The organism is Pseudomonas sp. B6001, assembly GCF_013386015.1.
Lineage (GTDB): Bacteria > Pseudomonadota > Gammaproteobacteria > Pseudomonadales > Pseudomonadaceae > Aquipseudomonas.
The window spans coordinates 23734-47862 of the sequence record NZ_JACAOX010000050.1 but is presented as its reverse complement, the minus strand read 5'-3'; the positions used below and the strand labels follow the sequence as shown (position 1 = coordinate 47862).

Genomic DNA, 24129 nt, shown 5'->3' with positions numbered 1-24129 from the left:
TTGCAATTGGAATTTTTATTCCGACAAGCGGTAACAGTTTTGATACACCTCCAATGGTGGCGCTTACAATTGCCATTACTTGGCCAGCAATGCGGTATCAAGACTGGTTAGTAGCCAAAAGATGAGAAAAGTTCGCGGTTATTTTGTGAATTGGATCCCATTTTTCGATATCCCGGTTAACCAACCTCCTTGGTCCGCTCCTGCCCCGCCACCAACTTCAACCCTGGCCGCTCCACATGCCGGGACACATGGGCTGTCACTTCCTGCACACCCCCTTCGTGGTCGTTATGAATCACCAGCACACCCGGGCGGCGCAGTTGCTCCAGGTCACCTTCCCCCAGGCTGAAGCTGTCGCTCAAATGCTGGTCGCTCAAGGCCTTGGCCGCCGAGCGCCGCTGGGCAAAGTGCTTGCCACGTCGCTGCTGGTAGCGTGCCCAACTGATCAGCACGACTGCGTTGAACACGGCAATCCACAGGTAGATCTGCAAGGTATCCAGCGCCGCGAAAATCGGCGCATCGATCCGCGGGCCGCCGTGGCTGTCGAGCATCGGCACCAGCCCGCGCACCAGCAGGATAATCAGCCCGGCCCAGGCCAGCAGGGTCAGGAATACGTCGATGGCCCACATCACCGGGCGCTGTTGGGTTCGGATCAGGTTCATGGCTGCACATCCGTAGTGGGGGCTTTGATACCGCGATCCGGGCTGACCCAGCGCGCGCGTTTCTGGTGTTGGCGGAACAACACTTTGGGGAAGCTGACCAGGGTGGTGAACAGGCTCACCAGCCAGAACACCAACGGGTACCAGACGGTCCAGAACAGGGTTTTCCACAGGCCCTTTTCATAGCGCCGGTCGATCATGATGCTCACCGCGAACTGCACCAGGCACACCACCGCCAGCAGCAGGCCGGTGAAGGCCGGCGGCATCAGCGAGTCGACGGCGATGGCGGCAGGCAGCGTCACCACCTTGCCCACGGCCCAGAAAATCACCGAGAGCAAAAAGGTGAAGGCCCAACCGGTGGACAGGCAGTACTCGAACAGCAGCGGCCACAGGTAGCGATGGCGCCATTGCCAGATGCCACGAATATTTTTGAACAGCACTTCAGCGCCGCCCTGGGCCCAGCGCAGGCGTTGCTTCCACAGGCCGCCGAGGGTTTCCGGCATCAGGATCCAGCACAGCGCGCGAGGCTCGTAGAAGATGCTCCAGTGGTCCAGTTGCAGCTTCCAGCTCACGTCGATGTCTTCGGTGATCATGTCGGTGCTCCAGTAGTCGACCCGGTCCAGGGCCGCCCGCCGAAACGCCACCACCACGCCGGAGACGGTGAAGATCCGCCCGAAGACCCGCTGGGTGCGCTTGATCAAGCCGATGATCGAAGAGAACTCGCCCACCTGCACCCGGCCGATCAAGGTGGAGCGCGTTCGAATCCGCGGGTTGCCGGTGACCGCCCCCAGGCGCGGGTTGTCGAGCATCGGCGCCACCAGGTACGCCGCGGTGTTCGGCGAGAGCAACGCATCGCCGTCGATGCACACCAGGTATTCGCTGCGCGCCGCCACTGCGCCCATGCGCAGGGCCACGGCCTTGCCCTGGTTTTGCGCCAGGTGCAGCACCCGCAGGCGCGGCTCTTTCAGGGCCAACGCATCGAGCACGGCGGCGGTGTTGTCGCTGGAGCCATCGTTGATCGCGATCACTTCGATGTTGCGGTATTGCTGGGCCAACGCGGCGCCGATGGTTTCGGCGGCGTTGTCGCCTTCGTTGTAGCAAGGGATCAGGATCGAGATCAGTGGCTCGCCGGCGAGTACCGGCGCCGGGGTGTCATCCGCCCACGGCCAGTGGCGCTCCCAGTGCAGCCAGAAGTACAGGCCGCCGGCGATCCACAAGCCGGACATGAACAGTGGATAGAAGAAGACGAAGTCCATCAGGAACTGCCCGGTGACCAGAAAGATCAGGCCCAGGGGCACACCCAATACCAGCGACAACACGATAAGCGCGAGGATTCTGTCGAACATGAGTCAAGGATTCCACTGGTTGGAAAGGGCCGGACGCACGGTTTTCAGATCCGGCGAATTCTCCAGGAAGTTGTCGGGGTAGTAGCCAAAACTGGTCACGCCCTGACGCTTGAGCACGCCCATCCACTCGGCCATTTGTGCACCGTCCAGATCGGGGGCGGCCGAGGTACGCCAGTCCTTGGCTTGCAACTCGAAGACTGTGCGTTGCAGCGCGCCGGGGCGGGCCTTGACGGTGGCCACGAGTTTTTCCAGCCAGGCGTTGGAGCCCTTGAGGTCCTGGCCTTCCATCAGCGGCATGGCCATCGGCGCAGTCCAGTCGTAGCTGGTGAGGAAGTCGTCAAGGTTCTGCGCGAACCAGGCTTCGCTGCCCGGGTTGAGCATCGGTTCGGCGAAGATATTGCGTGCGGTCTGCACCTGCGGGCCGCGCAGCTTGCGGACCTTGGCCGTCAGCTCATGGGTGAAGTCGATCAGGTAGCGGCTCTTGAAACGCGTCCAGCGCTGCATCACCGCAGGGTCGGCGCGCAGGGCTTCGATGGTGTCCGGCAGGCCATTGGCGGCGTAGGCCTTGAGCGCCAGCGGGCTGGCGTCTTCGAAGTCCGACAGCACCGCGTCGTCGTGGAACAGCACGCCGTCGATGGCACTGGTGCGCGCCAGGTCTTCGTAGATCTCACCGATGACCTGCCGCACTTTCGGATCGAACGGCGACAGGCGCTGGTACTGGTCCGGGTCGATGGCGACCTTGCCGGTTTGCGGGTCCCAACGGGTAACGCGGGGCAGCTTCGAATCGAGGGCGAAACTGAGCACCGGCATCCAGGCAAATACGTTCACGTGGGCCCGGGTGCGCAGTTGCCAGGTGACGCGGTTGAACAGGTCGGCGCGCACCGGCAAATGGCGGTTGGGGAAGTACAGCGAACGCACCAGGCCATCGCCCTTGGGGTCGGCGAAAGCCTGCAGGAACACGGTGCTGGCACCCATGTCGACCACGCGCTGGATCAGTTTGTCGAGGTTGCGCACCTGCTGTTCCGGGTCCGGGTCGTAGACGTTGTCCAGGTCCACATGCAGCACCCGCAGCGGGGCTTCAGTCTGGGTCGCGACGATGGCGTTGGCGTAGTGTTCGCCGTCCGGGTCGGAGGCCACCAGGAAGCGCGGGCTGCTCATCAGGTTGCCGAGGCTGTCGAGACCGTCTTCCAGGGTCAGGGCCATCTGGTAACCCTGCTCGCCCACCACCGCCAGCGAGGTGCCATCGGCAGCGCCGTAAGGCCACACCCACACGCGCGGCGCCTTGCCGGTGACGGCGCGGATCTTGTTGGAGATCGCCGTCACGTCGGTGCGCATCCGCGCCTGGAACTGGGCTTCGGTTTCGTAGCGATGGGTCGCCGGGTCAAAGCGTCGGGTGGTGGCGGCCGGTTGCAGGTTGCCTTGTGGGTTGGCCAGCACGCCCTTGTGGTTGGCGTCGGTGTGCGCGGCGATTTCCACCAGGCCGGACTGGGCGATTTCGCGCACCTGCTGCCAGGTCAGGAAGTCCGAACGCGGGCGTGGTGTACCGGCGAAGTCCACCGGCTGGTTCAGCGGCGTATCCACCCACGAACCCACCGGCGCCAGCAGCGCGTGCCAGTTGTAGCTGCGCAGGATCGGCATCACACGGGTGTAGAAGCTCGCGTAGCCGTCATCGAAGCTGAGCATGATCGCCTTCGCCGGCAACTCCGGGCCGCCGTTGCGGGCCGCCAAAATCTGGTCGACGGTGACGGGCTGGTAGCCGTTTTCCCGCAGCCACGCCAACTGCTCGATCAAACGTTCGGTGCGCACGGCCACGACGGCCTGATCGGGGTCGCGGTCCTCGATGTCGTGGTAGGCGATACCGAGGAAATGGTTCTTCGGCCACGCCGCTTCGCTGGCAGGCTTGAGCCGCTCGGCGGGTGGAGTGAAAGGTGCGGGTTGCTGGGCGCAAGCGCTGCTCAGCATTAACCCCAGGGCCAACAGGCAACGGGACAAGACGGGCATGATCGGACTCTTCTAGAAGCGGTAGGTGAGGTCGACGATCAGGCGCAGGTCGCTTTCGCGCTCACCGTCATAAGGTCGGCTGATCCAGCTGAGGTTGGCGCCGGTTTCGAGCACGTCGTTCCAGCGAAACCGCTGGCCGTAGCCCACCAGTGCAACGCCGCCGGTACCGTAGTCGCGCTGGCTGTAGGTGCCCGCCCCCACCTGGAACTGCTGGCTCCACTGGGTTTCGTAGCGGTGGTAGAGCACGTGGTTGACGGTGGCCGTGGGCAGCACGCTGAAGTCCGAGCGCGGGTTGAAGTACGGCGTGTCTTCCTTGGTGTTGCGGCTGGTGCCGACTTCCAGGCCCAGGTCGACTTGCACCCCCGGCGAGCTGTACACGCCCTGGCGACCGGTGAGCAGCGCTTCAAGGCGGTTGTTGCCGTCGCTGAAGTGGGACGGGCTCAGGGCCAGTTTCCATTCGCGGCTTTCGTTGGCGCGCCAGCGGATAAACCCGCTGCCGCCGTTGGCAGTAATGTCGGCATTCAGTGCCCGCAGCGGGGTGCTCGCGGAGAGGTAATCGAGACTGCCGCCGTACTGCCATTGGTCATTGATGTCGCGGGCAATCGCGATGCGTGCGCCCTGCTTGTCGCCAAAGCCGTAGGAGTGGTTGGAGACCTCGGCTTCGAGGGTCATGTCGCGGGTGCGCCGCTCTACACCGAGGCGCTGCCAACGGTGTTGGCCGGTGCCTTCTTCGAAATCGGCGGTGGCGTAGCCGGCCCCGCCAAACACGCGCCAGTCTTCATCGATGGGCGGGCTGTAGAGCAAGGTTTCGATGCCGAAATCGCGGCTGCCGGACACCGCGCCCGCGCCGTTATCGCCGCCGCCGTTGCTTTTGCCGGTGTAGGCCTCGACGCGCAATTCGGCCATGTCGTGCACATCCCGCAGGCGGCTGAGGCGCTGTACCTGGCGGTTGTCCGGGGCGCGGTCGACCACGTCATCGGTGAGTGCATCGAGCTGACGCCATTCCTGCAGATCGAGGGCAGTGTGGCCTTGGGAAACCTCCAGGCCGATGTCGCGCGGGGCCTGGGCTTCGGTTTCCTTGAGGGTGTTTTCGGCGCGCCGTGGCCAGTCGCGGGCACGGTACATATCGGCCTGGGCCAGGCGCAGGCCGATATTGCCCGGGGCCTGTTGCACCAGGGCTTCCAGGCCTTTTTCGCTGGCGGGCAGGTCGGCGCCATAGGTGCCGGCCTGGGCGGCCAATTGTTGGGCGTCCATCCAGGCGTCGTTGGGGTTGCCGATGGGCAAGCCCTTGAGCTCGACCCGGGGTTTCTGGGTGCTCGCCAGGTTGTCGGCGACTTCGCGAGCTTCCACCACTTGATCGTTTTCGAGCAGGGCGTAGAACAGCGCGGTGCTGTCTTCGACGTGATCGCCGGCGTCCGCATCGCTTGCCGCCAGGGCCTGGCGATACAGCGGCGCGGCCTTTTCCGGCTGGCGCTGGTCGAGGTAGGCGGCAGCGACCCAGCGCAGGGCGTAGGTCGGCAGTTGCACGCCTTCGCCCTTCAAGACTTCGTAATCGCGGATCACCTCGGCGGTGCGCGCCCGGGCTTTCAGCGCGCCCAGACGGTCGATGCGCCAGCGCACCACGTCATCATGGGCGTTGGCATCCGGTGTCCAGGTGGTGAGCAGTTGGTCGTAATCCTTGAGGGCACGGTCGGCGATGACGTAGCGCTCTTTTTCACTGCGGGTCGCGAACTCGGCCATGCGCACGCGCTCGGCGGCCAGGTCGCCTTCGAGGCGGCGTTGGGTGACCGGGTCCAACAGGCCAGGGCGCCGGGCAGCGAGGCGCAGGGCCGGTTCCGGCAGGCGCGCACGTTGCAGGGCGACGATGTATTCGCGGGCGACTTCAGGTTTGTTGCCGGCACGAATGAATGCCTGGTCGAATTCGAACAGCGCGTCATAGGTAGAGCCGGCACGGGTCAGTGCGTAACCCAGGGCCATGCGGCGGTCGGCGTCGTCGGGCTTGGCGGCCACCAGGGCGCGGGTGCGCTGCACCGCTTCAGCGGTCTGGCCGGCGTCCGCCTGGGTCAGGGCCAGGCCGAGTTGCAGGTCCGGGTTATTCGGCTCGCGCAGCAACGCCTGGCGATACACGGCAATTGCCGGTTCCCAACGCTGCTGGTTGCGATAGGTGCGGGCGACGGTGGCCAGCGCCTGGGTGGTGAGGGTGCGTGAGCGGCCCTGGGCCTCGTAGACCGTCAGCACCTCGGCGTCCTGGCGCGCCCAGCTGGCAATCAACAGGTGATCGCTGACCTGCCCCGGCGTCTGGCGCTCGGCGGGCATTTGGCGCAACAGGTTGAGGGCCGGACCATAGTTGCCACTGCGGGCCTGGTTGATCAGCGAATCATAGGCCGCATCGGCCGATGCCACGACGGGCCAGAGCAGTTGGCTGCACAGGGCCAGGCGGATAAACGGATGAATATTACGCGACATGTCGTCAGCTTCCTCACCAGGGAAAGCTGTAGCGATAAGTTCACCTGCACGACACTCCAGGCGGCCGGCATCTGATGACGCGGCCAAGCTTTCCCGGGGCGCAATATCCTTGAGGGGGGTACAAAAAAGGCCAATTCAGAACAATTGTTCAGAATTGGCCTACATCACTTTGAGCCGAGTCTTATTGAGCGCCGCTGACCGCGCCGAACTTGCCCAGCACAAAACCAATGAATTGCTCGACGGTCATTTTCTGGCCGTTGAAGGTCACTTCATTGTTGGCGTAGTGCAGCTTGGACACGATATCGGTACCCACCAGGGTCGCCAGTTGAGTACCCACGGCCATGCCGCTGATCATCTCGCTGGCCATCTGGGATTGCTGCTCGATGGCTTTCGGGTCGGTCACACCACCGATCTGCGCCTGCAGGCCGGCAACGTCCTGGATCATCGGCTTGGACAGGGTCAGGTTGGCGTCCAGCAGCGCAACGATTTGCTTGCCCAGTTCAACCGGCGGCAGGTCCATGCTCGACGGCTTGGCGAAGTCCGCCACCAGGTTGAAGCGGCTCTCGCCATTGGTGGTTTTCAGCGACAGGTTTTCTACCGCCACTTGCGGCTTGGCAGCCAGCAGTTGGTCGACGTTGGCCTGGGCCAGGGTCTGCTCGGCTTCGGTCAATTGCAACTCAGGCACGGGCTGGCCAGCAGCGGCAGCGGCCTGGGCCGGCTGTACTTTTTCCTGGTAGAGCTTGGTCAGTACCAGCATCGACGGGATGTCGACGTTCTTCATGCTGACGGCCATGGCCGCCGAGCCCACGGGCTTGCCCTGGTAACCGATCTCGTCGATCTTGTAGTCGACGCGGCCGGCCAGGTTGTTGTCCTTGGTTTCGCTGCTGTCTTTCTGCTCAAAGTTCTTGAGAGTCAGCACTGCTTGCTGCGGGCCGAAGGTGACCTTGGTGTTGGTCAGCTCGACGGTGTTTTGCCCGGTGTAGAAACCGAAGGTGGTTTTTTCCAGGTTGCTGGCGATGGTCAGGCCGCTCAGCTCCGCATCCAGCTTGGCGTTGTTGGCATCGACAACCGAGACCTTGAGGCTGTCCATGTAGCCGCTGGCCTTGACCTTCTTGCCTTCGGCGGTGGAGTCGAAGTCGAGGTTGGCGCCGGAGAAGCTCACGGCCGACTTGTCGTCCTTGAGTTCCAGGGGCAGCAGTTCAACGTTGCCGGTCACCGAGCGGTCATAACCGATGTTGGCCACGCCCTTGAGGGGCGACACGTCCTTGCTGGCAGCGAACCATTTTTCGGTGGTGGGGTTTTTCTCGAGTTCGTAGTGACTGGTGGCCATGACCGGCAGCCACTTCAGCGACACCAGGCGCGAGAACGGCAGCGGGCCGTGTTCGATATGGTCGACGAACAGCAGTTCGGTGTCCTGATGATTTTCGCCGAACACCGCGCCCTGGGCCTTGAGGCGATAGTGGGCGGTGCTGCTGAACAGCTGACGGTCGAGGGAGACCAGTTCGAGGGTCACAGTGCCGTCGACACCGGCCATGGAGGTCTGCAGTTCCTTGTTGGCGTCCTGGATGGCGGTTTGCAGCACCGGCTCCAGTTGCTTGCCGGTGTACCAGGCACCGCCTGCGCTGATTGCACCAATGGCGACGACGACACCCAAGAGAACGACTGCTGGCTTATTCATGTAGTGACCTGATCAAATCCTGTGAAGTGGGCTGTCTTCCCTGAACCCCGAAGGGTGTCGGCTCAAGCCCGCCGAAATCCGGGGAAGATTAGCATTGGCTGGCGTATGCAGCCCAATTTTTCAATAGGCGCAGACTTCAGCGCTGAACGGTAAAGTGCCTTCGCGAGCAAGCCCGCTCCCACATTCGACTGCATTCCAAAGATGGAACTCGATCGAATGTGGGAGCGGGCTTGCTCGCGAAGGCGTCAGTACAGACACCACAGATTTCAGGAATACTCGGTTTCGATCTCATCGAGTTGATGGTCGAAGCTTTTCAGGCGCGCCGTCCACGTATACACCAGCACCTCAAACTCACGGTGAATCACCGCATTGCCCGGCGTATCCGACTTGGGATCATAAAAATCCAGCTGGTAACGCTCTCGCGCCATCGCGGTGGCCACGTCGGATAATTCCCGGGCGTTATTCAGCCAATGCCGTCCGTCGGCGACTTGCCGATCAAGCATCACGCATTGTTTTTTCAGGGCTTCGAGGCTTTTTTCCAGCGGTGTGCCGGTCAGTTCGCCCATGACTTCCTGGAAGGTGCGCCCCGGTTGCCAGTAGCTGCCCCAGAAGTAGCGGTCGAACACTGTCTCGACCCGACGCAGGGCAACCTTGGTGTCCCAGATCGCCACGCGGGTCTTGCCTTGTTCGAGTAGTCTTCGCTTGATTCGCTGGCCCTGGTAGGAGGCCCAGGCCACCACGCCGATGGACAGCACCGCGATCAGCGCGCTGGCGCTGTCGAGGAACACCATGGCCTTGTCGATTTGATGGGCCAGCATGATGCCGTAGAAGTAAGTCGCCGATAGCAACACCAGTGCGAAGAACACGCACCAGAAAGCGGGAGCATAAGGGTTTTTCATTATTGGAATCCCCATGAGCAAACGCGAGCAGTGACCAGCGGACCATCACGTAAGTCCGCCTGTCAAAGCATAGCAATCAGCTCAGGGTTTGCTGGCTTGTGTGGCTTGCGTTCGTCCACTTTCCCAGCCGCCGCCCAGGGCCAGGAACAAATCGATCTGGCTCATGGCAACCTGGGTGTTCGCCGCGGCCAGTTGCGCCCGCACGTCGGTGTAGGTGCGGGTAGCTTGCAGGTCGGCCAGGAACGACGCGCGGCCGGCCTGGAAGAACCGGTGCGTCTGCTCCGCCGCCTCTTTGGCCGACGCGCCGGCATCCGCCAGGGCATCGCGGCGTTGCAGTTGCGCGGTGTATTGCGCCAGGCCCGTCTGGGTTTCACGGATAGCGTTGAGCACCACCCCGTCGAAGTGCGCCAGGGCGCCCTGGGTCGCGGCTTCGGCTTCGTGGATGCGGGCGCGGGCGCCGTTGGTCGGCAGCGTCCAGCTGATCAGCGGGCCAAAGCCCCAACGGTTGGTGGCCGGGGTGCCGAGGTCATCCAGGATGCCGACGGTGCCCACGGTGGCGCCGATGCTGATGTCCGGGTACAGCGCGCCGGTGGCCACACCGATGCGCGCGGTGGCCGCCGCCAGTTGGCGTTCGGCCTGGCGCACGTCAGGGCGACGCTTGAGCAGCGTGGCGCCATCGCCCACCGGCAACAACTGCGCGATGTGCGGCAGCTCGGCGCATTGGGCAGTGCCGGCCGGCAGTTGATCCAGCGGCCTGGCCAGCAACATCGACAGGCGGAACAGCCCGGCCTGGCGCAGTGCTTCGTAGCGCGGCATTTCGGCGCGCAAGGATTTGTATTGGGTTTGCGAACGGGTGACCTGGGTTTCATCACCGCGCCCGGCATCCCGCAGGCGCTGGGTCAGGTGCGTGCTCTGGGCTTGCAGGTCGAGGGACTCGTTGGCGATCGCCAGCTCTTCGTTGGCCGCACACACCTGGGTGTAGGAGCGCACCACGTCCGCCACCAGGGTGATACGGGCGATATCGGACGCCGCCTGGGCCGCATCGGCAGTGGCCTGGGAGCTTTCAATGCCGCGCTGCAAGGTGCCGAACAAATCGAATTGATAGGAGGTGCTGATACTGGCGCTGCCGATATTCGCCACCGGGACTTTTTCCGTCAGCAAATAGGCCTCACCCGATTCTTGCAGGCGCTGGGCTTCGGCCTTGGCGCCGGCACTCCAGCCGCCGGCCGATTCGGCTTGCTGCACCTGATAGCGCGAGCGCTGCAAGTTGGCCGCAGCCACCCGCAGGTCGGTGTTGGAGGCCATGGCCTGCTCCACCAGCTTATCCAGGCGCGGGTCCTGGTAGAGCTTCCACCAGTCCGCCGGCACCGGCGCCGACACCACATTGCTGCCCTCCCCGGCCAACTGGCCCTGAAGGTCACCGCGGTTCACGGCCGCCTTGTCCGGCAGTTTGTAATCGGGCCCCACCACTTGGCAGGCCGACAGCAACAACCCCAGCCCGGCGGTTGCTAAAAGCCGTTTCATGGCTTGTTCTCCGACTTGGGTTGGTCGTCGATGATCGACACGGTGGCGGTGCGCCCGGCAATCATGCGGAAGTCCGCCGGCACATCGTCAAACGCGATGCGCACCGGAATCCGCTGGGCCAGGCGCACCCAGCTGAACGCCGGGTTGACGTTGGGCAGCAGGTTGGAGCCGCTGGTGCGGTCACGGTCTTCGATACCGGCGACGATGCTCTGCACATGCCCGCGCAGGCGAGCGTTGTCGCCGATCACGCGGATGTCGACGCTCTGGCCGACGTGAATGCCGTCGAGCTTGGTCTCTTCAAAGTAGCCGTCGATGTGGAAGGAGTTGCTGTCCACCACCGACAACACCGGACGCCCGGCGGTCACGAACTCCTGGTTACGCGGCGCACGGTCGTTGATGTAGCCGTCCACGGGGCTGCGGATCACCGAGCGGTCCAGGTTGAGTTGCGCGGCATCCACCGCCACTTGCGACTCGGCCAGGGCCGATTGGGCACGGGCGACGCGGGACTGGCTTTCTTCCAGTTGCTCGCTGGCCACCAGGTTGCCGAGGCCACGGTTACGCTTGTTCTCGCGCACGGCCTGGGCCAGGGTTTCCTGACGGTCGGCCACGGCGGCCTGGGCCTGGCGCAGGGCCAGCTTGAAGCGGTCCTGGTCGACGGAGAACAGCACCTGGCCGCGCACCACCAACTGGTTATCGCTCACGTCCACTTGCTGGATCAGCCCGGACACGTCCGGGGCGATCTGCACGATGTCGGCACGGATGTGGCCGTCACGGGTCCACGGCGCGAACATGTAGTACATCACCATGCGCCACACCACGACGCAGGCGAAGGTCACCACCAGTAACGTCAGGACTACACGGCCAATGGTCAAAAAAGGTTTTTTCATGTCATGAGGTATCGACTGAGTGAATCCACTGCGCCCAGCAACAGAGCGTAGAGACCCACATTGAACAATGCCCGGTGCCAGACCAGGCGATAGAAGTGGACGCGGGTCAACAGCCCGTGCACCACCAGGTACAACACATACGTAATGCCCATCAGCACCAGCAACGTGGGCAGGAACACCCCGCTGATATCCAGATCACCGATCATAAAGGCGCTCCATCGGGTAACGGCGCTTCCATCTCTGTGCCGCCAAGAAATTCCACGCCGGGCAACAGCGCCAGGCGCAAGCCGCTGAGGGCGTGCAACAAATGCAGGCGGGTTTCGTCCTCGCCTTGCAGGCCCTGGCCGTTGAGGGCGCGGCGGGTACGGTCGAGGGTCATCAGCAGACCGCTGGGGGCCGGCAGACGTTCACCGGCCTTGAGGCAGGCCTTGAAGTAACCGCCGACGCCTTCCACCACCTGGTTCAACAACACCCGCGGCACCCCGAGGATGCGCGGCGAGTACGCCAGCAGGTCCAGCAGGTTCAGCGCCACCCGCACTTCCCGCAGGGCGATGCCGGTGTCCTGGCCGGTCATGGCCAGGCGCGGCAGGTGTTGCATCAGGCGGTCGAGCATTTGCACGCCCATCTTGCGGTGTTCGGCCAGGGTCGCAGGCTCGGTCAGGGTGACGATGTCGCGCCAGCTGAAACGGGTCAGGCGCTTGGCCGCAAGCTCAGCGCCGAACGGCCGGGCAATCAGGGTCCAGACAAAGGCGAACAACAGGCCCACCGGGCCCGCCAGGTTGGAGTTGGCAAAGGCCAGGAAGTCCGCGTCGTAGGCACCCTGGATGCTGATGAACGACGAGGTGTTGACCAGCGTCAGCAGCATGCCGAGGTAGAAACGCGGCTGTACCGTCAGTGTACCGATGCAGATAAAGGGCACCGAAAACGCCAGCACCAGCATCGGGAAATCGTGCAGGTTGGGCAGCACCAGAAACAGGTAGAGGCTGGCGAACAGCACCGACATCGCGGTCCAGAAAAAGAACCGGTAGATCTGCGGCGCCGGGTCGTCCATCGAGGCGAAGAAGCTGCAGGCCACCGCCGCGAGGATCACCGCGCTGCCACCGTCGGTCCAGCCCAGCAGGATCCACAACACCGAGGCGACGATGATCGCGGTGACGGTGGAAAACGCCGAGTAGAACATCAGGCCACGGTCGAGGAATGGCGTCAGCCGGCCCAGGCGCCAGTGGCGGTAAACTGCGCGCCAGCTGTCCTGGCTTTCGCACTGGATGGCGGCTTGCAGGCTGCGGCAGTCTTGCCACAGATCCACCCACTCGCCCAGGCGATACAGGGCGTTGGAGAACAGCAACTGATGGCGGTCATCCAGGGCGTCGGCATCGGGTTGCAGGGCTTCGATCTGGTCACGCAGGACACGCCAGCGTTCGAGGGGCGCATCCTTTTGCGTGCTGGCCAGCCACTCGTTGGCCGCGGTCAGCAGCGGCGTGAAGCGCTCGAGCAATTCCGGCGCGCGGTGTTCCAGGGCGTACACAGCGTCGTCCAGTGCGTCGATCACCGGCAGCAGGTGGATCATCCGCCCGCGCAGCTCCTTTGTATTGCGCACCGTTTGCGGCCGGGAGCCCTCGTGGGGCAGTTGGCCGATCATCAATTCCAGGGTGTTGAAGGTAGCGACCATGCCGCCGCGCAGGGTGCTGATTTCCTCGGGTTGCACGTTGCGGCTGAGGAAGCGCTGGCTGTAGACCTGGGCGTCGGCAAACCACTTGCTCACCGAGTCATCGAACACCGGCGCCAGGCGTCGCGGCCAGAACATCGCCCCCACCACCGCCGCCACGGCGATGCCGAGGAAGATCTCTTCGGTCCGCGCTTCGGCCACATCCCACACCGCCAGCGGGTTATCCACCACCGGCAGGGCGATCAGCGGCAAGGTGTAGCCGGCCAGCATCAGCGCATAGCTGTTGGCGGTGCGCAGGTGCAGGGACAGGAACAGCAGAATCCCGGTCCACAGCGCGATCACCACCACCAGCAAGTAAGGCGTCTGCACAAACATCGGCACAAAAAACACCGCTGCGGCCGCCCCCATGAAGGTACCGACCGCCCGGTACAGCGCCTTGGAGCTGGTAGGGCCGACAAACGGGCTGGACACGATATACACCGTGGCCATCGCCCAATACGGACGCGGCATTTGCATCAGCATGGCGATGTACAACGCGATCATTGAAGCGGCGAATGTCCTTACGCCATAAAACCAATCCCTGGCCGGCGGCATGCCGGTAAAAAATCCGTTCAAGAACTCACAACCATGGGATGTTGATTGGCACCTTCGAAGGCCCGCAGTACACGCAAAGCAGCTTCCAGGTCATCGGGGTCGATTGTCGCCAGCACCTCGCGGCGCAGGCGCACCAGTTGCTGCTCCACTGCCTGCACCAGCTCGCGGCCACGCTCGGTGAGGCTCAAGGCCTTGGCGCGGCGGTCGTGGATGTCTTCGGTGCGGCACACATAGCCGGAACTGCACAGCTGGTCCAACAGGCGCACCAGGGACGGGCTTTCCATCCCGGCGGCCTGGGCTACCTTCACCTGGTGCACACCGTCGCCGAGGCGGCCGATCATCAGCAGCGGCACGGCGCAGGCTTCGGAGATGCCATAGCTGACGAGCGTGGTCTGGCAGATTTTGCGCCAGGTCCTGGCACCTACCACCATGCTGCTGCTGATGTTCATCTGGAGTTGTTCGAGGGTCTGGGACACTGGATTATTCGCATACAGTTAGTTTGCTAACTATCAATATGGTCGATGGATCCCAGGCAGTCAAGTTTTGATACAAACTTGCGGATGGGTGGATGGCCCTTGGGCCAAGTAAAGCTGGTTTGGGGAAAGGTGTTTCGCCGTCAGCAACCGTCAGTCGCCTCACTCAGCTCACATGCGTCGTCAGGTATGCACGTTGTATATACTTCGTATATACCAATCCAGAGCATTCATTTATGTCAAAACTAGCCGTTTTCACCTTGAAGCTTGAGTCGGAACTACGCGACCAATTCATGGCCGAGTGCGAGGCTACCCACCGTCCTGCATCGCAAATCGTGCGAGATATGATGCGTCAGTTTGTCCAGGCCCAGCAGGAATCACGGGAGTACGACGCGTTCTTGCAGCGTAAAGTAGACGCCTCTCGCGCCTCGATACAGGTAGGCAGAGAGATTTCCAATGAGGATTTGGAAGCTGAGTTTTCTGCGAAACGTGCTCACGTAGATAATCAGGAATGAGGGTTGCCTGGACGCCGGAAGCGGCGCAGGACCGTAGGGATATCTGGGACTTTTTATTTGAGAAAAACCCACAAGCCGCAGCCGATATGGATCGACGCTTCAGCAGTGCAGTGCTGGGGCTGGCAAAACACCCAGAAATCGGCCCACTCGGCAGGATCACAGGCACACGCGAAGTCATTCCTCATCCAAGCTACCGCCTTGCTTACCAACTTGAGCCCGACGTAGAAAGGGTCGTGGCGCTTGTGCACACCGCTCGCCAATGGCCACCAGAGAAAGCAACCGCCTCTTGACGGCCTAGACTCCTCGCCCCTCTCTCAACCGCAAATTCAACTCATCCACCACCTCCGCCCAATCCGCGTCCTCCAGAATCTCTTCACGCAAAAACGCCCGCTGGGCCGGCGTCCAGAAAAACGCTTCCGCCAGATGCAATTCGGGCTTGAGTGGGGAGTGGACCGCGATGAACCGCTCGATGCTGACCGGGTCATCGGGCAAACCGAGCTGTTTGAACAACGATGGCAAGTTGTGGACTGGGGATTCCATAAGGCGTTCCTGGAGAGTCGGTTCACCTGAGTCTAGCCCCCCAGGCGAACATAAACCTCTCAGGTGTTGCGCGGATTAATCGCAGCCCTCACGGTGCACGCCCGCTGGCGCGTTACACAGCACGAACAGCCGGGCCCGCGCGCCGCCGCCGTCCTGCTGGCTGAGCTGACGCCATCCGGCCGGCAACGGGGCAAACTCATCCGGCGGCTCCGCGGCGCTGATCAGCCATACACGCTGGATCTCGGCGGGTAACGCCGACAAGCGATCAAGGTAGATGCGCCCGCCATCCTGGTCCACCAGGGTGCCAAAACCATAGGCATTAGGCCGGGTGGACTTGCCGGCGGCGGTCGGCGGTGTGAAAAGCTGCAACTGGGCGTCGGTCTCGTCGTAATAGACGTAGGGCAGGTACCACAGCATGTCGCTGATGACGATGCGGTCATCTTCCTGGTAGTTGCGATTGACGAACTCCACCACCACGTTGAATTGATCATGCTCATCGACGGTGGAGTTGGTTTTCACGCCCACCAGCTCGACCCCGACAAACAACACGAAGACTGCCGCCGCTGCGAGCGGCAGGCGCGGCGACAGACGGTCGACGGCCAACGCCACGATGATCGGCAAACTCATCGCGTAGGCGGTCAGATAACGCTCGATAAACACCGGGGAAATAAACGAAACCCCATAGACCAGCAGCACCGGCAGCATGAAAAAAAGCCCCAGCAGCCAACCGAAGCGGTAGCGGCTTTGATCGCGCCAGGCAGTCACACCGACCAGCGCCATCAGCAATAACGGAAACACCACAAAGAGCGGTCGCCACAAGTGGTCGCCCGGGTCCTGAATGAGGAACTGCCACACCATCGACGGCACGGAATACAGGTTGACCGGGTCTTCCCAGCCAATATCACCGCCCACCTTGAGTTCTTCGGTGTGCTGCACCAGGCCCAGCAGATTCGGGAGCCAGGGCAAGTACAGCAACACAATGGCAACGTTGGCCAACCACCAGCCCGCGCGCGTGACCAGGCGCAAGCCGCCGGCCCGTGGCTGGCGCAGCAACAGCAGCCATGACCAATGCACCAGTACGCACAACGCGGTGAAATAGTGGGTGTAGAAGGCTGCCGTCATCAACAGCGCATAGGCCACCAGATAGCGCTTGCGCTCAGGCTGGCGGACCCAATACACCAAGGCCAGGGTGGCGGCCAGCAGCCATACGCCCAGCAGCGAATACATCCGCACTTCCTGGCTGTAGCGCACTGCCGTGGGCAGCAACGCCAACAGAATCCCGGCCAGCACCGCCGCGCGACGGGTCGCGATCAGCCTTGTCAGCCAGATTCCCAGGCCGACTGCGACCACACCGGGGATCGCACTCATGCTGCGCAGGGAGAAAATGCTGTCGCCGAACACCTCGATCCAGCCGCGCAGCATGAAGAAATACAGCGGCGGATGAACGTCATGTGCGGCGTGAAACCACAGGTCTTCCAGGGAATACTCAGCGAGCAGCAGGCTTGAACCTTCATCGCCCCAGATGGCGGAGGCGGTCAGGCCATAGAAACGCACGGCCATGGCCAACGCCACCAGCGGTACCCACCGCAACCGAGCCAGCCAGCCGGCATTCTCCCAAAGGCCAGGATTGAGCACGGGCAATGCCCCGGCCTTGTTGTCTTGTTCCGCCACAGAGCGTCGCACCTCTACTTCCTCACCCACTACTGAACCTGCGCTTGCGCGAACACCCGCCACTCTAGGTCAAAAGGCCTTGATTCGCCCGCTGTTTTGCATGGATTTGACCAACCATCCGCCAATCGGACAAATCTGAATTTTGCGCAGGACGTCTCCGACGCTTTCATCGGATCACGCTATGATTGCTGCCTTCCATGGATTCAGGATCAAGGACATTTCATGCGCATCGGTCTTCTGTCACCCCTGGCACTGGCATTGCTCGCCACCCTTCCCCTCCAGGCCCACGCCAGCGGCGATGACTCTTGCTACCCGGATTGGCGGGTGTCGCGCAACAGCCTGGACGTGTGCAGCAACCTGCCCTTCCTGAGCCCCGGCAATGACAGCCGGGTCAACCTGCGGCTGTTGCTGGCGGACAAAAACGTCATGCCGCTGGCGCCGAATGCCTTGGGCGAGCAGGACGTGTCCGAAGGATTTGGCCCGGTGCCCTTTCCGGTGTATCGGCTTATGCCGGCTGCGGATGAGCCCGACAACAAACCCGACGACTCGCGCACCGCCGAACTGGATGCACTGCTCAGCCCGCTGGGCATCACCCGCGACGACGCCAAGACCGCCGGTGAAGCCTTCCTTTCCGGCGAAGGCAGCCGCTGCCGCAGCAACGCCGATGACAGCGCCGCCGCGTTTATCAGCCAGGTGGTGAAGGCCGATGTACCGCAGGCCGAGCGCCAGTTACTGGCCAAGCTGCGGCTGCAGATGCTCGGCAGTTGTTCCTCGGACGGCGTAGCGGCAGGCGAGGCCGACCAAATCAAATCGGCAGACGGCCAGGCATTGCTCACCTACCTGAAAGCCGCCGGGGACTTTTACAGCGGACGCTTCAGCGATGCGCAAAAAGGTTTTGCCGGGCTGACGAGCAGCTCGCTGCCCTGGCTGAAGGAAACAGCGCTGTACATGACCGCCCGCACCGCGCTGAACGACGCCCAGCAAAATGCCTTCGATGAATACGGCACGCCGTCGCTTGAGCATGTGGATAAGTCTGCCCTGCAACGGGCCGAAAGCGCTTTCGACGACTACCTGAAAACTTATCCACAGGGCGAATACGCCGCCTCCGCCCGTGGCCTGTTGCGCCGGGTGCACTGGCTGGCGCCCAACCCCGACAAACTGGCGGACGACTTTGCCTGGCAACTGACCCAGGCCACCGATGCCCAGCGCAACGTGTCGCTGGATGAACTGGTGCAGGAAGCCGACACCAAGCTGCTGACCAGCACCACGGCACCTGTGGGCAACCCGCTGATCCTGGCCCTCAACGACCTGATGTGGATGCGTGCCGGCGAGCCGCCGAAGCTCACGCGTGAAGCGCTCGATGCACAAAAAGCGGTGTTCGCGCAGGAGCCCGCGCTGTATGCCTACGTGCAGGCGGCGTTTGCCCTGAACGTCGAGCATCAGCCCGACCGTACCTTGAAGCTGCTGCCGCAAGACGTGCCGTCGAATCTCGACTACTTCGCTTTCAGCCAACAGACCCTGCGTGGCCTCGCGCTGGAAGCCAAGGAAGACTGGAAAGCCGCCGAAGCGCTGTGGCTGCAACTGCTGCCGCTGACCAAGCAACCGTTGCAACGTGACCAGCTGGAGCTGGCATTGGCGATGAACTACGAACGCAGCGGCCAGCTGGCCAAGGTATTCGCCGCCGATTCGCCGATCAGTGCCAAGCAGGTGCGCTATATCCTGCTGCGCAACGTCGCCGGTCCCGACCTGCTGCGCCAACAGCTTGCCCATGCCGAAGACCCGGTAGAGCGCCAGACCGCACAATTCACGCTGCTCTATAAAGACCTGCTGCGCGGCCAGTTCGAGACCTTTGCCGAGGACCTCAAGCAACTGCCCGCCTCGGTTCCCGATGACAAGCTCGGCACCAGCCTGGGCTACGTCTACAGCGGCGGCCAGTCGTTGAGACTGTTCCAGTGGAACGGTGACAAGGCCGAGTCCGGCTACACCTGCCCGAGCATCGCGCAAATCGCCAGCACCCTGCAGGCCGATCCGAAAAACCCGCAAGGCCTGAACTGCCTCGGTGAATTCGTCCTGCGTAACGGTCTTGACGGCATGCCCCTGGAACAAGCGCGCTCCGCCGGCAGCCTGGGCAGTACCGCCTCGCCCTTCAAGGGCGAAACCTTCTCGCGGCTCGAAGGCTACAAGCGGGTGATCGGCAATCCCAAGGCACCGCGAAACGACAAGGCCTACGCGCTGTTTCGTGCCATCAACTGCTACGGACCTTCGGGCTACAACAGTTGCGGTGGCGAAGACGTCGACAAGAACGTGCGCAAAGGCTGGTTCCGCCAGTTGAAAACCGGGTTCGCCGACACCCAGTGGGGCAAGTCGCTGCAGTACTACTGGTAAGCCGTGAAGCGTTTCTGGCTCGCCCTGCTCCTGCTGGCAAGCCCGGCCTTCGGTGCGGTGGACGCCCGCGACCATGACGCGTTCTGGCTGTGGAGCGGCGTTGCGCCGCAGCCGGTGCTCAAGCAGGCGAAAACCCTGTACATCCTCCAGGGCCAGATCAACTCGACCCGCCGCGCGCCCCGGCGTGGCGTGCAATTCATCGCCCAGGGCATGAGTGTGCCGCGCATCACCCAGGGTGAAATCTGGGTGGTGTACCGCGCCCACACCCTGCACTGGCCCGAGTCGGTGTACAGCCAGATGCTCGGTCAGGTGCAACGCTGGCGGGATGCGGGCAACCCGGTGGTGGGCATCCAGATCGACTTCGATGCGCGCACGCAATACCTCGACGAATACGCGGATTTCCTGCGCGACCTGCGCCAACGCTTGCCCAAGGATCTACGCCTGAGCATCACCGGGCTGATGGACTGGAGCAGCAACGCTGACCCGGCCGCCATCGCACAACTCAAGGGCGTGATTGATGAAGTGGTGGTGCAGACCTACCAGGGCCGCCACAGCATCCCGGACTACGCGGCGTATCTGCCACGCATGAACCGGTTGGGGGTGCCGTTCAAGATTGGGTTGATTCAGGGTGGGGCATGGGAGGAGCCGGGGTATTTGAAGGGGAGTGAGTGGTTTCGCGGGTATGTGGTGTTTTTGCAGAATCCCTGAGTGCCCACGGTCCTTGGACTGTGGGCACTCAGGGCTAAAAAACGCCCGCGAATGACCGCTATCTACCAGTCATAAGTCAAGCTCGACACCACCGTGCGCCCTTCCCCGTAGTAACAATCCAGGTCACTGGTGCATTGCGACACGTAGGTCTTGTTGGTGAGGTTCTGCACGTTCATTGCCAGCTTCACGCCTTTGAGCTTGAACGCCGAGCGGCCCAGGTCGTAGCTCAGGCTGGCGTCGTAGACGGTATAGGACGGAATGCTGAACGCCCCTGCGTAGTAATCACCAAAGCTGCTGCGAACGTAACGCGCGCCCAAGCCTGCGCCGACACCGGCCAGGGGTGTGTCGCCAAGGACGGTGTAATTGACCCAGACCGAAGCGGTAAGCGGTGAGATGCCTGCCGGGTGTCGGCCTTGGCGGCCGTCGTTGTCCTTGGTGTATTTGATGTCGTTGCGCGCTGCCGAGGCGACCACGTCCCAGGCATCGCTGAGGGAGGCCTTGGCTTCCAGCTCCACACCCCGTGAGCGCATGGCACCGCTCTGGGTACTGAAGGTGGTGTCTACCGGGTTGGTGGTCAGCACGTTTTCCTGGTCGAGTTGGTAGACCGAGACCTGCACAAAACTCTTCTGGCCCGGCGGCTGGTATTTCAGGCCGACTTCGTACTGGTTGCCGGTAGAAGGATCGAACGGTTTGCCGCTGATATCGGTGCCCGACAGCGGCAGGAAGGATTCGGAGTAGCTGATAAACGGCGCCAGGCCATTATCGAACAGGTACACCAGACCGGCCCGGCCGGTGAACGCCTGGTCTTTGCTGCTGGTGCGGGTGTCGGCCAGTGGCTCCTTGTTGACCACGTTGGCCCAGTCGTAGCGCCCGCCAAGGACCAGCGCCCACTTGTCCAATTTGATCTGGTCCTGCACGTACAAGCCGGTCTGGGTCACGGTGCGGTCCCAGCGATAAGGCTGGCCGAAATTCAGCCGCTGGCCATAGACCGGCTTGAACAGGTCGATCACCGGCGGATTACGGTCGTACAGACCGTGGAATTGCGAGTTGAAGTGGTAGTAATCCAGGCCAACGATCAACGTGTGGGACAGGGCGCCGGTGTCGAACTCCGCCTGGGCGATGCTATCCACACCGAATACTTTGTTGTGCTGCGACCAGTCCACACCGAAGCGTTGCAGATAGCGTTGGTCTTGCACGCCGGTTACCGGATTGGGCACAAATCTGTAGCCGTGCAACGGTGCGGTGTAGCGGTCGTCCACTTCGGCGTAGCGAGCGTTTTGCTTGAGGGTCCAGGTGTCGTTCAGGCGATGGGACACCTCATAGCCCAACACGTACTGCTCGCGGTTGTACTGGTTGACGCCTGGCTCGCCGATGAACACATCACGCTTGATCTTGCCGTTGGGGTTGTCCCAGATCGTCCCGGACGCGGGCAACCCCTGGGCCTCGGGCACGCCTTTGTCTTTCTGGTACTGGGCGAACACGGTCAGGCGCGTGTCGTCGTTGGGCTGCCAGGTCAGGCTGGGAGCGATGAACTGGCGTTTGTTCTCGACGTAGTTGATCTCGCCCTGTTCGTCCTTGGCCAGGCCGGTGAGGCGATAAAGAAACTCGCCCTGCTCATCCAGCGGTCCTCCGAGGTCGATGGCGGCGCTTTTGTGCTCGTAGGTGCCGGCCTCCAGCACCACTTGATGCACCGGGGTTTCGCTGGGGCGCTTACTGACCATGTTGACGATGCCACCCGGTTGGTTCTGCCCGTACAAGACCGAGGCCGGCCCCTTGAGCACTTCGATGCGCTCCAGGGAATAGGGCTCGATCTGCAAAGCACCGCCGGTGCTGCCGCCGCCGTAGGGCAAGTGCAAACCGTCGAGGTACAGCGGCGTCGGCGTAAAGCCACGGGAAGTAGGCTCATCAAACAGTTTGACCCGATCGGAAAAACCGCCGGCCGTCATGCCCGGTGTATAGAGCAACGCCTGGGTAACGCTTTGCGCGCCCCGCGCCTTGATCTCGGCGGCAGTGATGACGTTGATGGTCTGGGGGATTTCCACCAGCGCCGAATCGGTCTTGCTCCCAGTGGCGCTGCGCTTGGCAACGATGCCGTCAACCGGGCCCCAGGCCGTTTCCTGATCCTGTTGACCACTGATCTGCGTCGCACCGAGTTGCAGCGCGCCACTCGCGGGCAGGGCCTGCAATGACCAGCCGCCCTGGGATTGCACCGCGACCAATCCGCTGCCGGCCAACAAACGCTCCAACCCTGGCCCGGTGGCGTAGCGGCCCTGCAAGCCGGCGCTGCGCTTGCCTTGGGTCAGCAAGGCGTCCACCGACAACAGAATCCCCGAGGCGCTGGCGAACTGGTTCAAGGCCTGGTCGAGGTTGCCCGCCGCAATGTTGTATTGGCGCAGGGCTTCAGCACTCTCCTGGGCCTGGACCACGCTCGGCACCACAGGCGCCGTCGCCAGCAGACTGACAAACAGGCCACGGCGCAGGGCGCGGGCCAGGGGTTGGATTGGGTGGTGCGACATTGCAGGGCTCCCCGTGAGAACGCTTCTTGATTGGCTTTCAAGAGGTATCCCGGACGGGGTTGGAAAACCGACAAGCCGTAGGCAAAAAATTTTTTAGCCCCGCGCCTTGATCGTGACCCAATAGCGCGTCACCGCCTGTACCTGCACCGGCAACGAACGCTCAAGCGCGTGGAGAATCGCGTCGGTGTCATTCAGCGGAAACACGCCGGTCAACAGCAAGCCGGCCACTGCCGCATCGCAGCGCAACAGCCCCGGGCGATAACGGCTCAACTCGGCAACGAACTGCCCCAGCGGCTGGCGCTCGGCGATCAAGCGGTTCTCGGTCCAACTGCTGGCATTGGCATCCACCGGCACCAGCGTCGAAGTCCGGCTGGCGCTGAACCACAGGCTGTCCCCGGCATTCATCTGCACCGCCGCACCGCGCACCGGACGTACCTGCACACGTCCTTCATACAGGTCGACGCGGCTGCCATCGTCCACTTCACGCACGGCAAACCGGGTGCCCAAGGCCTGCACATCTCCGGCCGGGGTTTCGACGATCAATGGCCGGGACGGATCGTGGCCGCTGGTCAGCAGGATCTCGCCGCGTATCAGGCGGATACGCCGCTCACTGGCGCTGAAGCGCAAGTCGACCGCGCTGTTGCTGTTGAGGTCCAGGCGCGTGCCATCGCTCAAGGTCAGGTGACGAATCTCGCCGGTGGCGGTGCGGTATTCGGCAAACGCCGCCTGCCAGGGCTGGCTGCTTTGCACCAGATAGCCGCTGCCACCGGCCACCAGCAACAGCCCGAGCAGTTTCAATGCGGCGCGGCGTTGGGTGTCCGGTGTATCGCGTAACACCGCACGGGCACTGTCGACAGGCACACCGCCGAGGGTTTGCTGTAACTGCTGCAAGCGCTTCCAGGCGCGCCGGTGTTCCGGATCGGCCTCCTGCCAGCGCGCGAAGGCCTGGCGCTGATCGCCGTCCATCTCGCCACCCCATTGCAGCATCAACCACTCGCTGGCCTGCTCGACAATGGCCGGGGCAATCGGCGCTTCGTGCCGGGTTCTCATTCTTCGTAGACGACCTGGTAGCAGGCGAGAATCGCCCGGGTCATGTACTTCTGCACCGAGCTGACAGTGACCTCCAGGCGCTCGGCAATCTGTGCGTAGCTCAGCCCTTCGAACTGCGACAACAGAAATGCGCGGCGCACGTTGTCGGGCATGCGGTCGAGCATGGCGTCGATCTGCATCAGGGTTTCGAGGATCAGTGCGCGGGTTTCCAGGGACGGGGATTCGGGCTCCGGCAGGTGGGCAATGCTTTCCAGGTAGGCACGCTCGATGCGCAGGCGTCGCCATTGATCAATCACCAGGTTGCGGGCGATCTGCGTCAGGTAGCTGCGGCTTTCCTTGTCACCGGGAAAGCGCCCCGATACCAGTAAGCGCAGGAAGGTGTCCTGCGCCACATCGGCGGCGTGTTCGCGATCCCCCAGGCGTTTGCGCAGCCAGCCTTGCAGCCAGCCATGATGGTCGCGATACAGGAGATGAAGCTGTTGCCGGCCGTCAGTCGCGGTGTCCATGAAAAGCTCGGATACGTTATTGAGAGCAATTATCATTACACCATGTTG

20 protein-coding genes are annotated in these 24129 nt (G+C 62.8%); 4 read left to right on the top strand and 16 right to left on the bottom strand.

Features of this window, described 5'->3' with window-relative positions:
• Window positions 1-176: 176 nt before the first annotated feature.
• The 11 genes from pgaD to HX821_RS30590 all read right to left on the bottom strand — a co-directional run bounded on the left by pgaD (window position 177) and on the right by HX821_RS30590 (window position 14166).
• Window positions 177-659 carry a poly-beta-1,6-N-acetyl-D-glucosamine biosynthesis protein PgaD gene (gene pgaD / locus HX821_RS30640; protein ID WP_003218178.1) on the bottom strand — a complete coding sequence of 161 codons (483 nt, stop codon included), beginning with the start codon at window positions 657-659 and terminating at the stop codon, window positions 177-179.
• The gene (gene pgaC / locus HX821_RS30635) at window positions 656-2002 is read right to left on the bottom strand and encodes a poly-beta-1,6-N-acetyl-D-glucosamine synthase (RefSeq protein ID WP_003218180.1); all 1347 of its coding nucleotides are present in this window, start codon (window positions 2000-2002) and stop codon (window positions 656-658) included. Before pgaC ends, pgaD begins: the two co-directional genes overlap by 4 nt.
• Before the next feature lie 3 nt (window positions 2003-2005).
• Window positions 2006-4003 carry a poly-beta-1,6-N-acetyl-D-glucosamine N-deacetylase PgaB gene (gene pgaB / locus HX821_RS30630; RefSeq protein ID WP_008433662.1) on the bottom strand — a complete coding sequence of 666 codons (1998 nt, stop codon included), beginning with the start codon at window positions 4001-4003 and terminating at the stop codon, window positions 2006-2008.
• Window positions 4004-4015: 12 nt separating this feature from the next.
• A complete protein-coding gene (gene pgaA, locus HX821_RS30625) occupies window positions 4016-6469 on the bottom strand; it encodes a poly-beta-1,6 N-acetyl-D-glucosamine export porin PgaA (protein ID WP_177037333.1) in 2454 nt (817 codons plus the stop codon).
• Window positions 6470-6650: 181 nt separating this feature from the next.
• Window positions 6651-8147 (bottom strand): YdgA family protein, encoded by a 1497-nt coding sequence (locus HX821_RS30620; RefSeq protein WP_177037332.1) that lies wholly within the window; start codon window positions 8145-8147, stop codon window positions 6651-6653.
• A 266-nt stretch (window positions 8148-8413) separates the two neighbouring features.
• Window positions 8414-9046, bottom strand: coding sequence for a hypothetical protein (locus tag HX821_RS30615; protein WP_003218188.1), 633 nt, complete (start codon window positions 9044-9046; stop codon window positions 8414-8416).
• An 81-nt stretch (window positions 9047-9127) separates the two neighbouring features.
• Window positions 9128-10570, bottom strand: coding sequence for an efflux transporter outer membrane subunit (locus HX821_RS30610; RefSeq protein WP_008433656.1), 1443 nt, complete (start codon window positions 10568-10570; stop codon window positions 9128-9130).
• The gene (locus HX821_RS30605) at window positions 10567-11457 is read right to left on the bottom strand and encodes an efflux RND transporter periplasmic adaptor subunit (RefSeq protein WP_177037331.1); all 891 of its coding nucleotides are present in this window, start codon (window positions 11455-11457) and stop codon (window positions 10567-10569) included. The genes HX821_RS30610 and HX821_RS30605 overlap by 4 nt, the downstream gene beginning before the upstream one ends.
• Entirely contained in the window at window positions 11454-11663 is a 210-nt protein-coding gene (locus HX821_RS30600; protein WP_003218193.1) for a DUF1656 domain-containing protein, read from the bottom strand. Before HX821_RS30600 ends, HX821_RS30605 begins: the two co-directional genes overlap by 4 nt.
• Window positions 11660-13738, bottom strand: a complete 2079-nt coding sequence (locus HX821_RS30595; protein WP_102367858.1) for an FUSC family protein — start codon at window positions 13736-13738, stop codon at window positions 11660-11662. The genes HX821_RS30600 and HX821_RS30595 overlap by 4 nt, the downstream gene beginning before the upstream one ends.
• Window positions 13735-14166: a MarR family winged helix-turn-helix transcriptional regulator gene (locus tag HX821_RS30590; protein WP_177009336.1), complete on the bottom strand. Its 432-nt coding sequence runs from the start codon at window positions 14164-14166 to the stop codon at window positions 13735-13737. Before HX821_RS30590 ends, HX821_RS30595 begins: the two co-directional genes overlap by 4 nt.
• Before the next feature lie 260 nt (window positions 14167-14426).
• On the opposite strand from HX821_RS30590, the gene HX821_RS30585 reads away from it, so the two are divergent.
• Both HX821_RS30585 and HX821_RS30580 read left to right on the top strand, forming a co-directional pair.
• Window positions 14427-14705: an antitoxin of toxin-antitoxin stability system gene (locus HX821_RS30585; protein WP_177037330.1), complete on the top strand. Its 279-nt coding sequence runs from the start codon at window positions 14427-14429 to the stop codon at window positions 14703-14705.
• Window positions 14702-14995, top strand: a complete 294-nt coding sequence (locus HX821_RS30580; RefSeq protein ID WP_177027844.1) for a type II toxin-antitoxin system RelE/ParE family toxin — start codon at window positions 14702-14704, stop codon at window positions 14993-14995. The genes HX821_RS30585 and HX821_RS30580 overlap by 4 nt, the downstream gene beginning before the upstream one ends.
• Window positions 14996-14999: 4 nt before the next feature.
• On the opposite strand, the gene HX821_RS30575 is transcribed toward HX821_RS30580, so the two are convergent.
• Both HX821_RS30575 and HX821_RS30570 read right to left on the bottom strand, forming a co-directional pair.
• Window positions 15000-15245: a DUF2789 domain-containing protein gene (locus HX821_RS30575; RefSeq protein ID WP_003218203.1), complete on the bottom strand. Its 246-nt coding sequence runs from the start codon at window positions 15243-15245 to the stop codon at window positions 15000-15002.
• A gap of 75 nt (window positions 15246-15320) precedes the next feature.
• Window positions 15321-16916 carry a glycosyltransferase family 39 protein gene (locus HX821_RS30570; protein ID WP_177037329.1) on the bottom strand — a complete coding sequence of 532 codons (1596 nt, stop codon included), beginning with the start codon at window positions 16914-16916 and terminating at the stop codon, window positions 15321-15323.
• 222 nt (window positions 16917-17138) lie between these two features.
• On the opposite strand from HX821_RS30570, the gene HX821_RS30565 reads away from it, so the two are divergent.
• Together HX821_RS30565 and HX821_RS30560 are read left to right on the top strand one after the other, a co-directional pair.
• The gene (locus HX821_RS30565) at window positions 17139-19301 is read left to right on the top strand and encodes an outer membrane assembly lipoprotein YfiO (RefSeq protein ID WP_177037328.1); all 2163 of its coding nucleotides are present in this window, start codon (window positions 17139-17141) and stop codon (window positions 19299-19301) included.
• Between the two features lie 3 nt (window positions 19302-19304).
• A complete protein-coding gene (locus HX821_RS30560; RefSeq protein WP_008433644.1) occupies window positions 19305-20009 on the top strand; it encodes a DUF3142 domain-containing protein in 705 nt (234 codons plus the stop codon).
• Between the two features lie 62 nt (window positions 20010-20071).
• On the opposite strand, the gene HX821_RS30555 is transcribed toward HX821_RS30560, so the two are convergent.
• The 3 genes from HX821_RS30555 to HX821_RS30545 all read right to left on the bottom strand — a co-directional run bounded on the left by HX821_RS30555 (window position 20072) and on the right by HX821_RS30545 (window position 24081).
• Window positions 20072-22525 (bottom strand): TonB-dependent siderophore receptor, encoded by a 2454-nt coding sequence (locus HX821_RS30555; protein WP_177037327.1) that lies wholly within the window; start codon window positions 22523-22525, stop codon window positions 20072-20074.
• A 93-nt stretch (window positions 22526-22618) separates the two neighbouring features.
• On the bottom strand, window positions 22619-23575 hold the full coding sequence (locus HX821_RS30550) for a FecR domain-containing protein (RefSeq protein WP_008433641.1): 957 nt from the start codon (window positions 23573-23575) through the stop codon (window positions 22619-22621).
• Window positions 23572-24081, bottom strand: a complete 510-nt coding sequence (locus tag HX821_RS30545; RefSeq protein WP_008433639.1) for a sigma-70 family RNA polymerase sigma factor — start codon at window positions 24079-24081, stop codon at window positions 23572-23574. The genes HX821_RS30550 and HX821_RS30545 overlap by 4 nt, the downstream gene beginning before the upstream one ends.
• Window positions 24082-24129 lie beyond the last annotated feature (48 nt).

What these genes read in the sequence shown, in the direction of transcription:
- pgaB (WP_008433662.1), bottom strand. Translation starts at nt 4,003, where the DNA reads ATGCCCGTCTTGTCCCGTTGCCTGTTGGCCCTGGGGTTAATGCTGAGC.
- pgaA (WP_177037333.1), bottom strand. Translation starts at nt 6,469, where the DNA reads ATGTCGCGTAATATTCATCCGTTTATCCGCCTGGCCCTGTGCAGCCAA.
- HX821_RS30620 (WP_177037332.1), bottom strand. Translation starts at nt 8,147, where the DNA reads ATGAATAAGCCAGCAGTCGTTCTCTTGGGTGTCGTCGTCGCCATTGGT.
- HX821_RS30600 (WP_003218193.1), bottom strand. Translation starts at nt 11,663, where the DNA reads ATGATCGGTGATCTGGATATCAGCGGGGTGTTCCTGCCCACGTTGCTG.
- HX821_RS30610 (WP_008433656.1), bottom strand. Translation starts at nt 10,570, where the DNA reads ATGAAACGGCTTTTAGCAACCGCCGGGCTGGGGTTGTTGCTGTCGGCC.
- HX821_RS30580 (WP_177027844.1), top strand. Translation starts at nt 14,702, where the DNA reads ATGAGGGTTGCCTGGACGCCGGAAGCGGCGCAGGACCGTAGGGATATC.
- HX821_RS30565 (WP_177037328.1), top strand. Translation starts at nt 17,139, where the DNA reads ATGCGCATCGGTCTTCTGTCACCCCTGGCACTGGCATTGCTCGCCACC.
- HX821_RS30545 (WP_008433639.1), bottom strand. Translation starts at nt 24,081, where the DNA reads ATGGACACCGCGACTGACGGCCGGCAACAGCTTCATCTCCTGTATCGC.
- HX821_RS30615 (WP_003218188.1), bottom strand. Translation starts at nt 9,046, where the DNA reads ATGAAAAACCCTTATGCTCCCGCTTTCTGGTGCGTGTTCTTCGCACTG.
- HX821_RS30550 (WP_008433641.1), bottom strand. Translation starts at nt 23,575, where the DNA reads ATGAGAACCCGGCACGAAGCGCCGATTGCCCCGGCCATTGTCGAGCAG.
- HX821_RS30555 (WP_177037327.1), bottom strand. Translation starts at nt 22,525, where the DNA reads ATGTCGCACCACCCAATCCAACCCCTGGCCCGCGCCCTGCGCCGTGGC.
- HX821_RS30585 (WP_177037330.1), top strand. Translation starts at nt 14,427, where the DNA reads ATGTCAAAACTAGCCGTTTTCACCTTGAAGCTTGAGTCGGAACTACGC.
- HX821_RS30590 (WP_177009336.1), bottom strand. Translation starts at nt 14,166, where the DNA reads ATGAACATCAGCAGCAGCATGGTGGTAGGTGCCAGGACCTGGCGCAAA.
- pgaD (WP_003218178.1), bottom strand. Translation starts at nt 659, where the DNA reads ATGAACCTGATCCGAACCCAACAGCGCCCGGTGATGTGGGCCATCGAC.
- HX821_RS30605 (WP_177037331.1), bottom strand. Translation starts at nt 11,457, where the DNA reads ATGAAAAAACCTTTTTTGACCATTGGCCGTGTAGTCCTGACGTTACTG.
- HX821_RS30575 (WP_003218203.1), bottom strand. Translation starts at nt 15,245, where the DNA reads ATGGAATCCCCAGTCCACAACTTGCCATCGTTGTTCAAACAGCTCGGT.
- pgaC (WP_003218180.1), bottom strand. Translation starts at nt 2,002, where the DNA reads ATGTTCGACAGAATCCTCGCGCTTATCGTGTTGTCGCTGGTATTGGGT.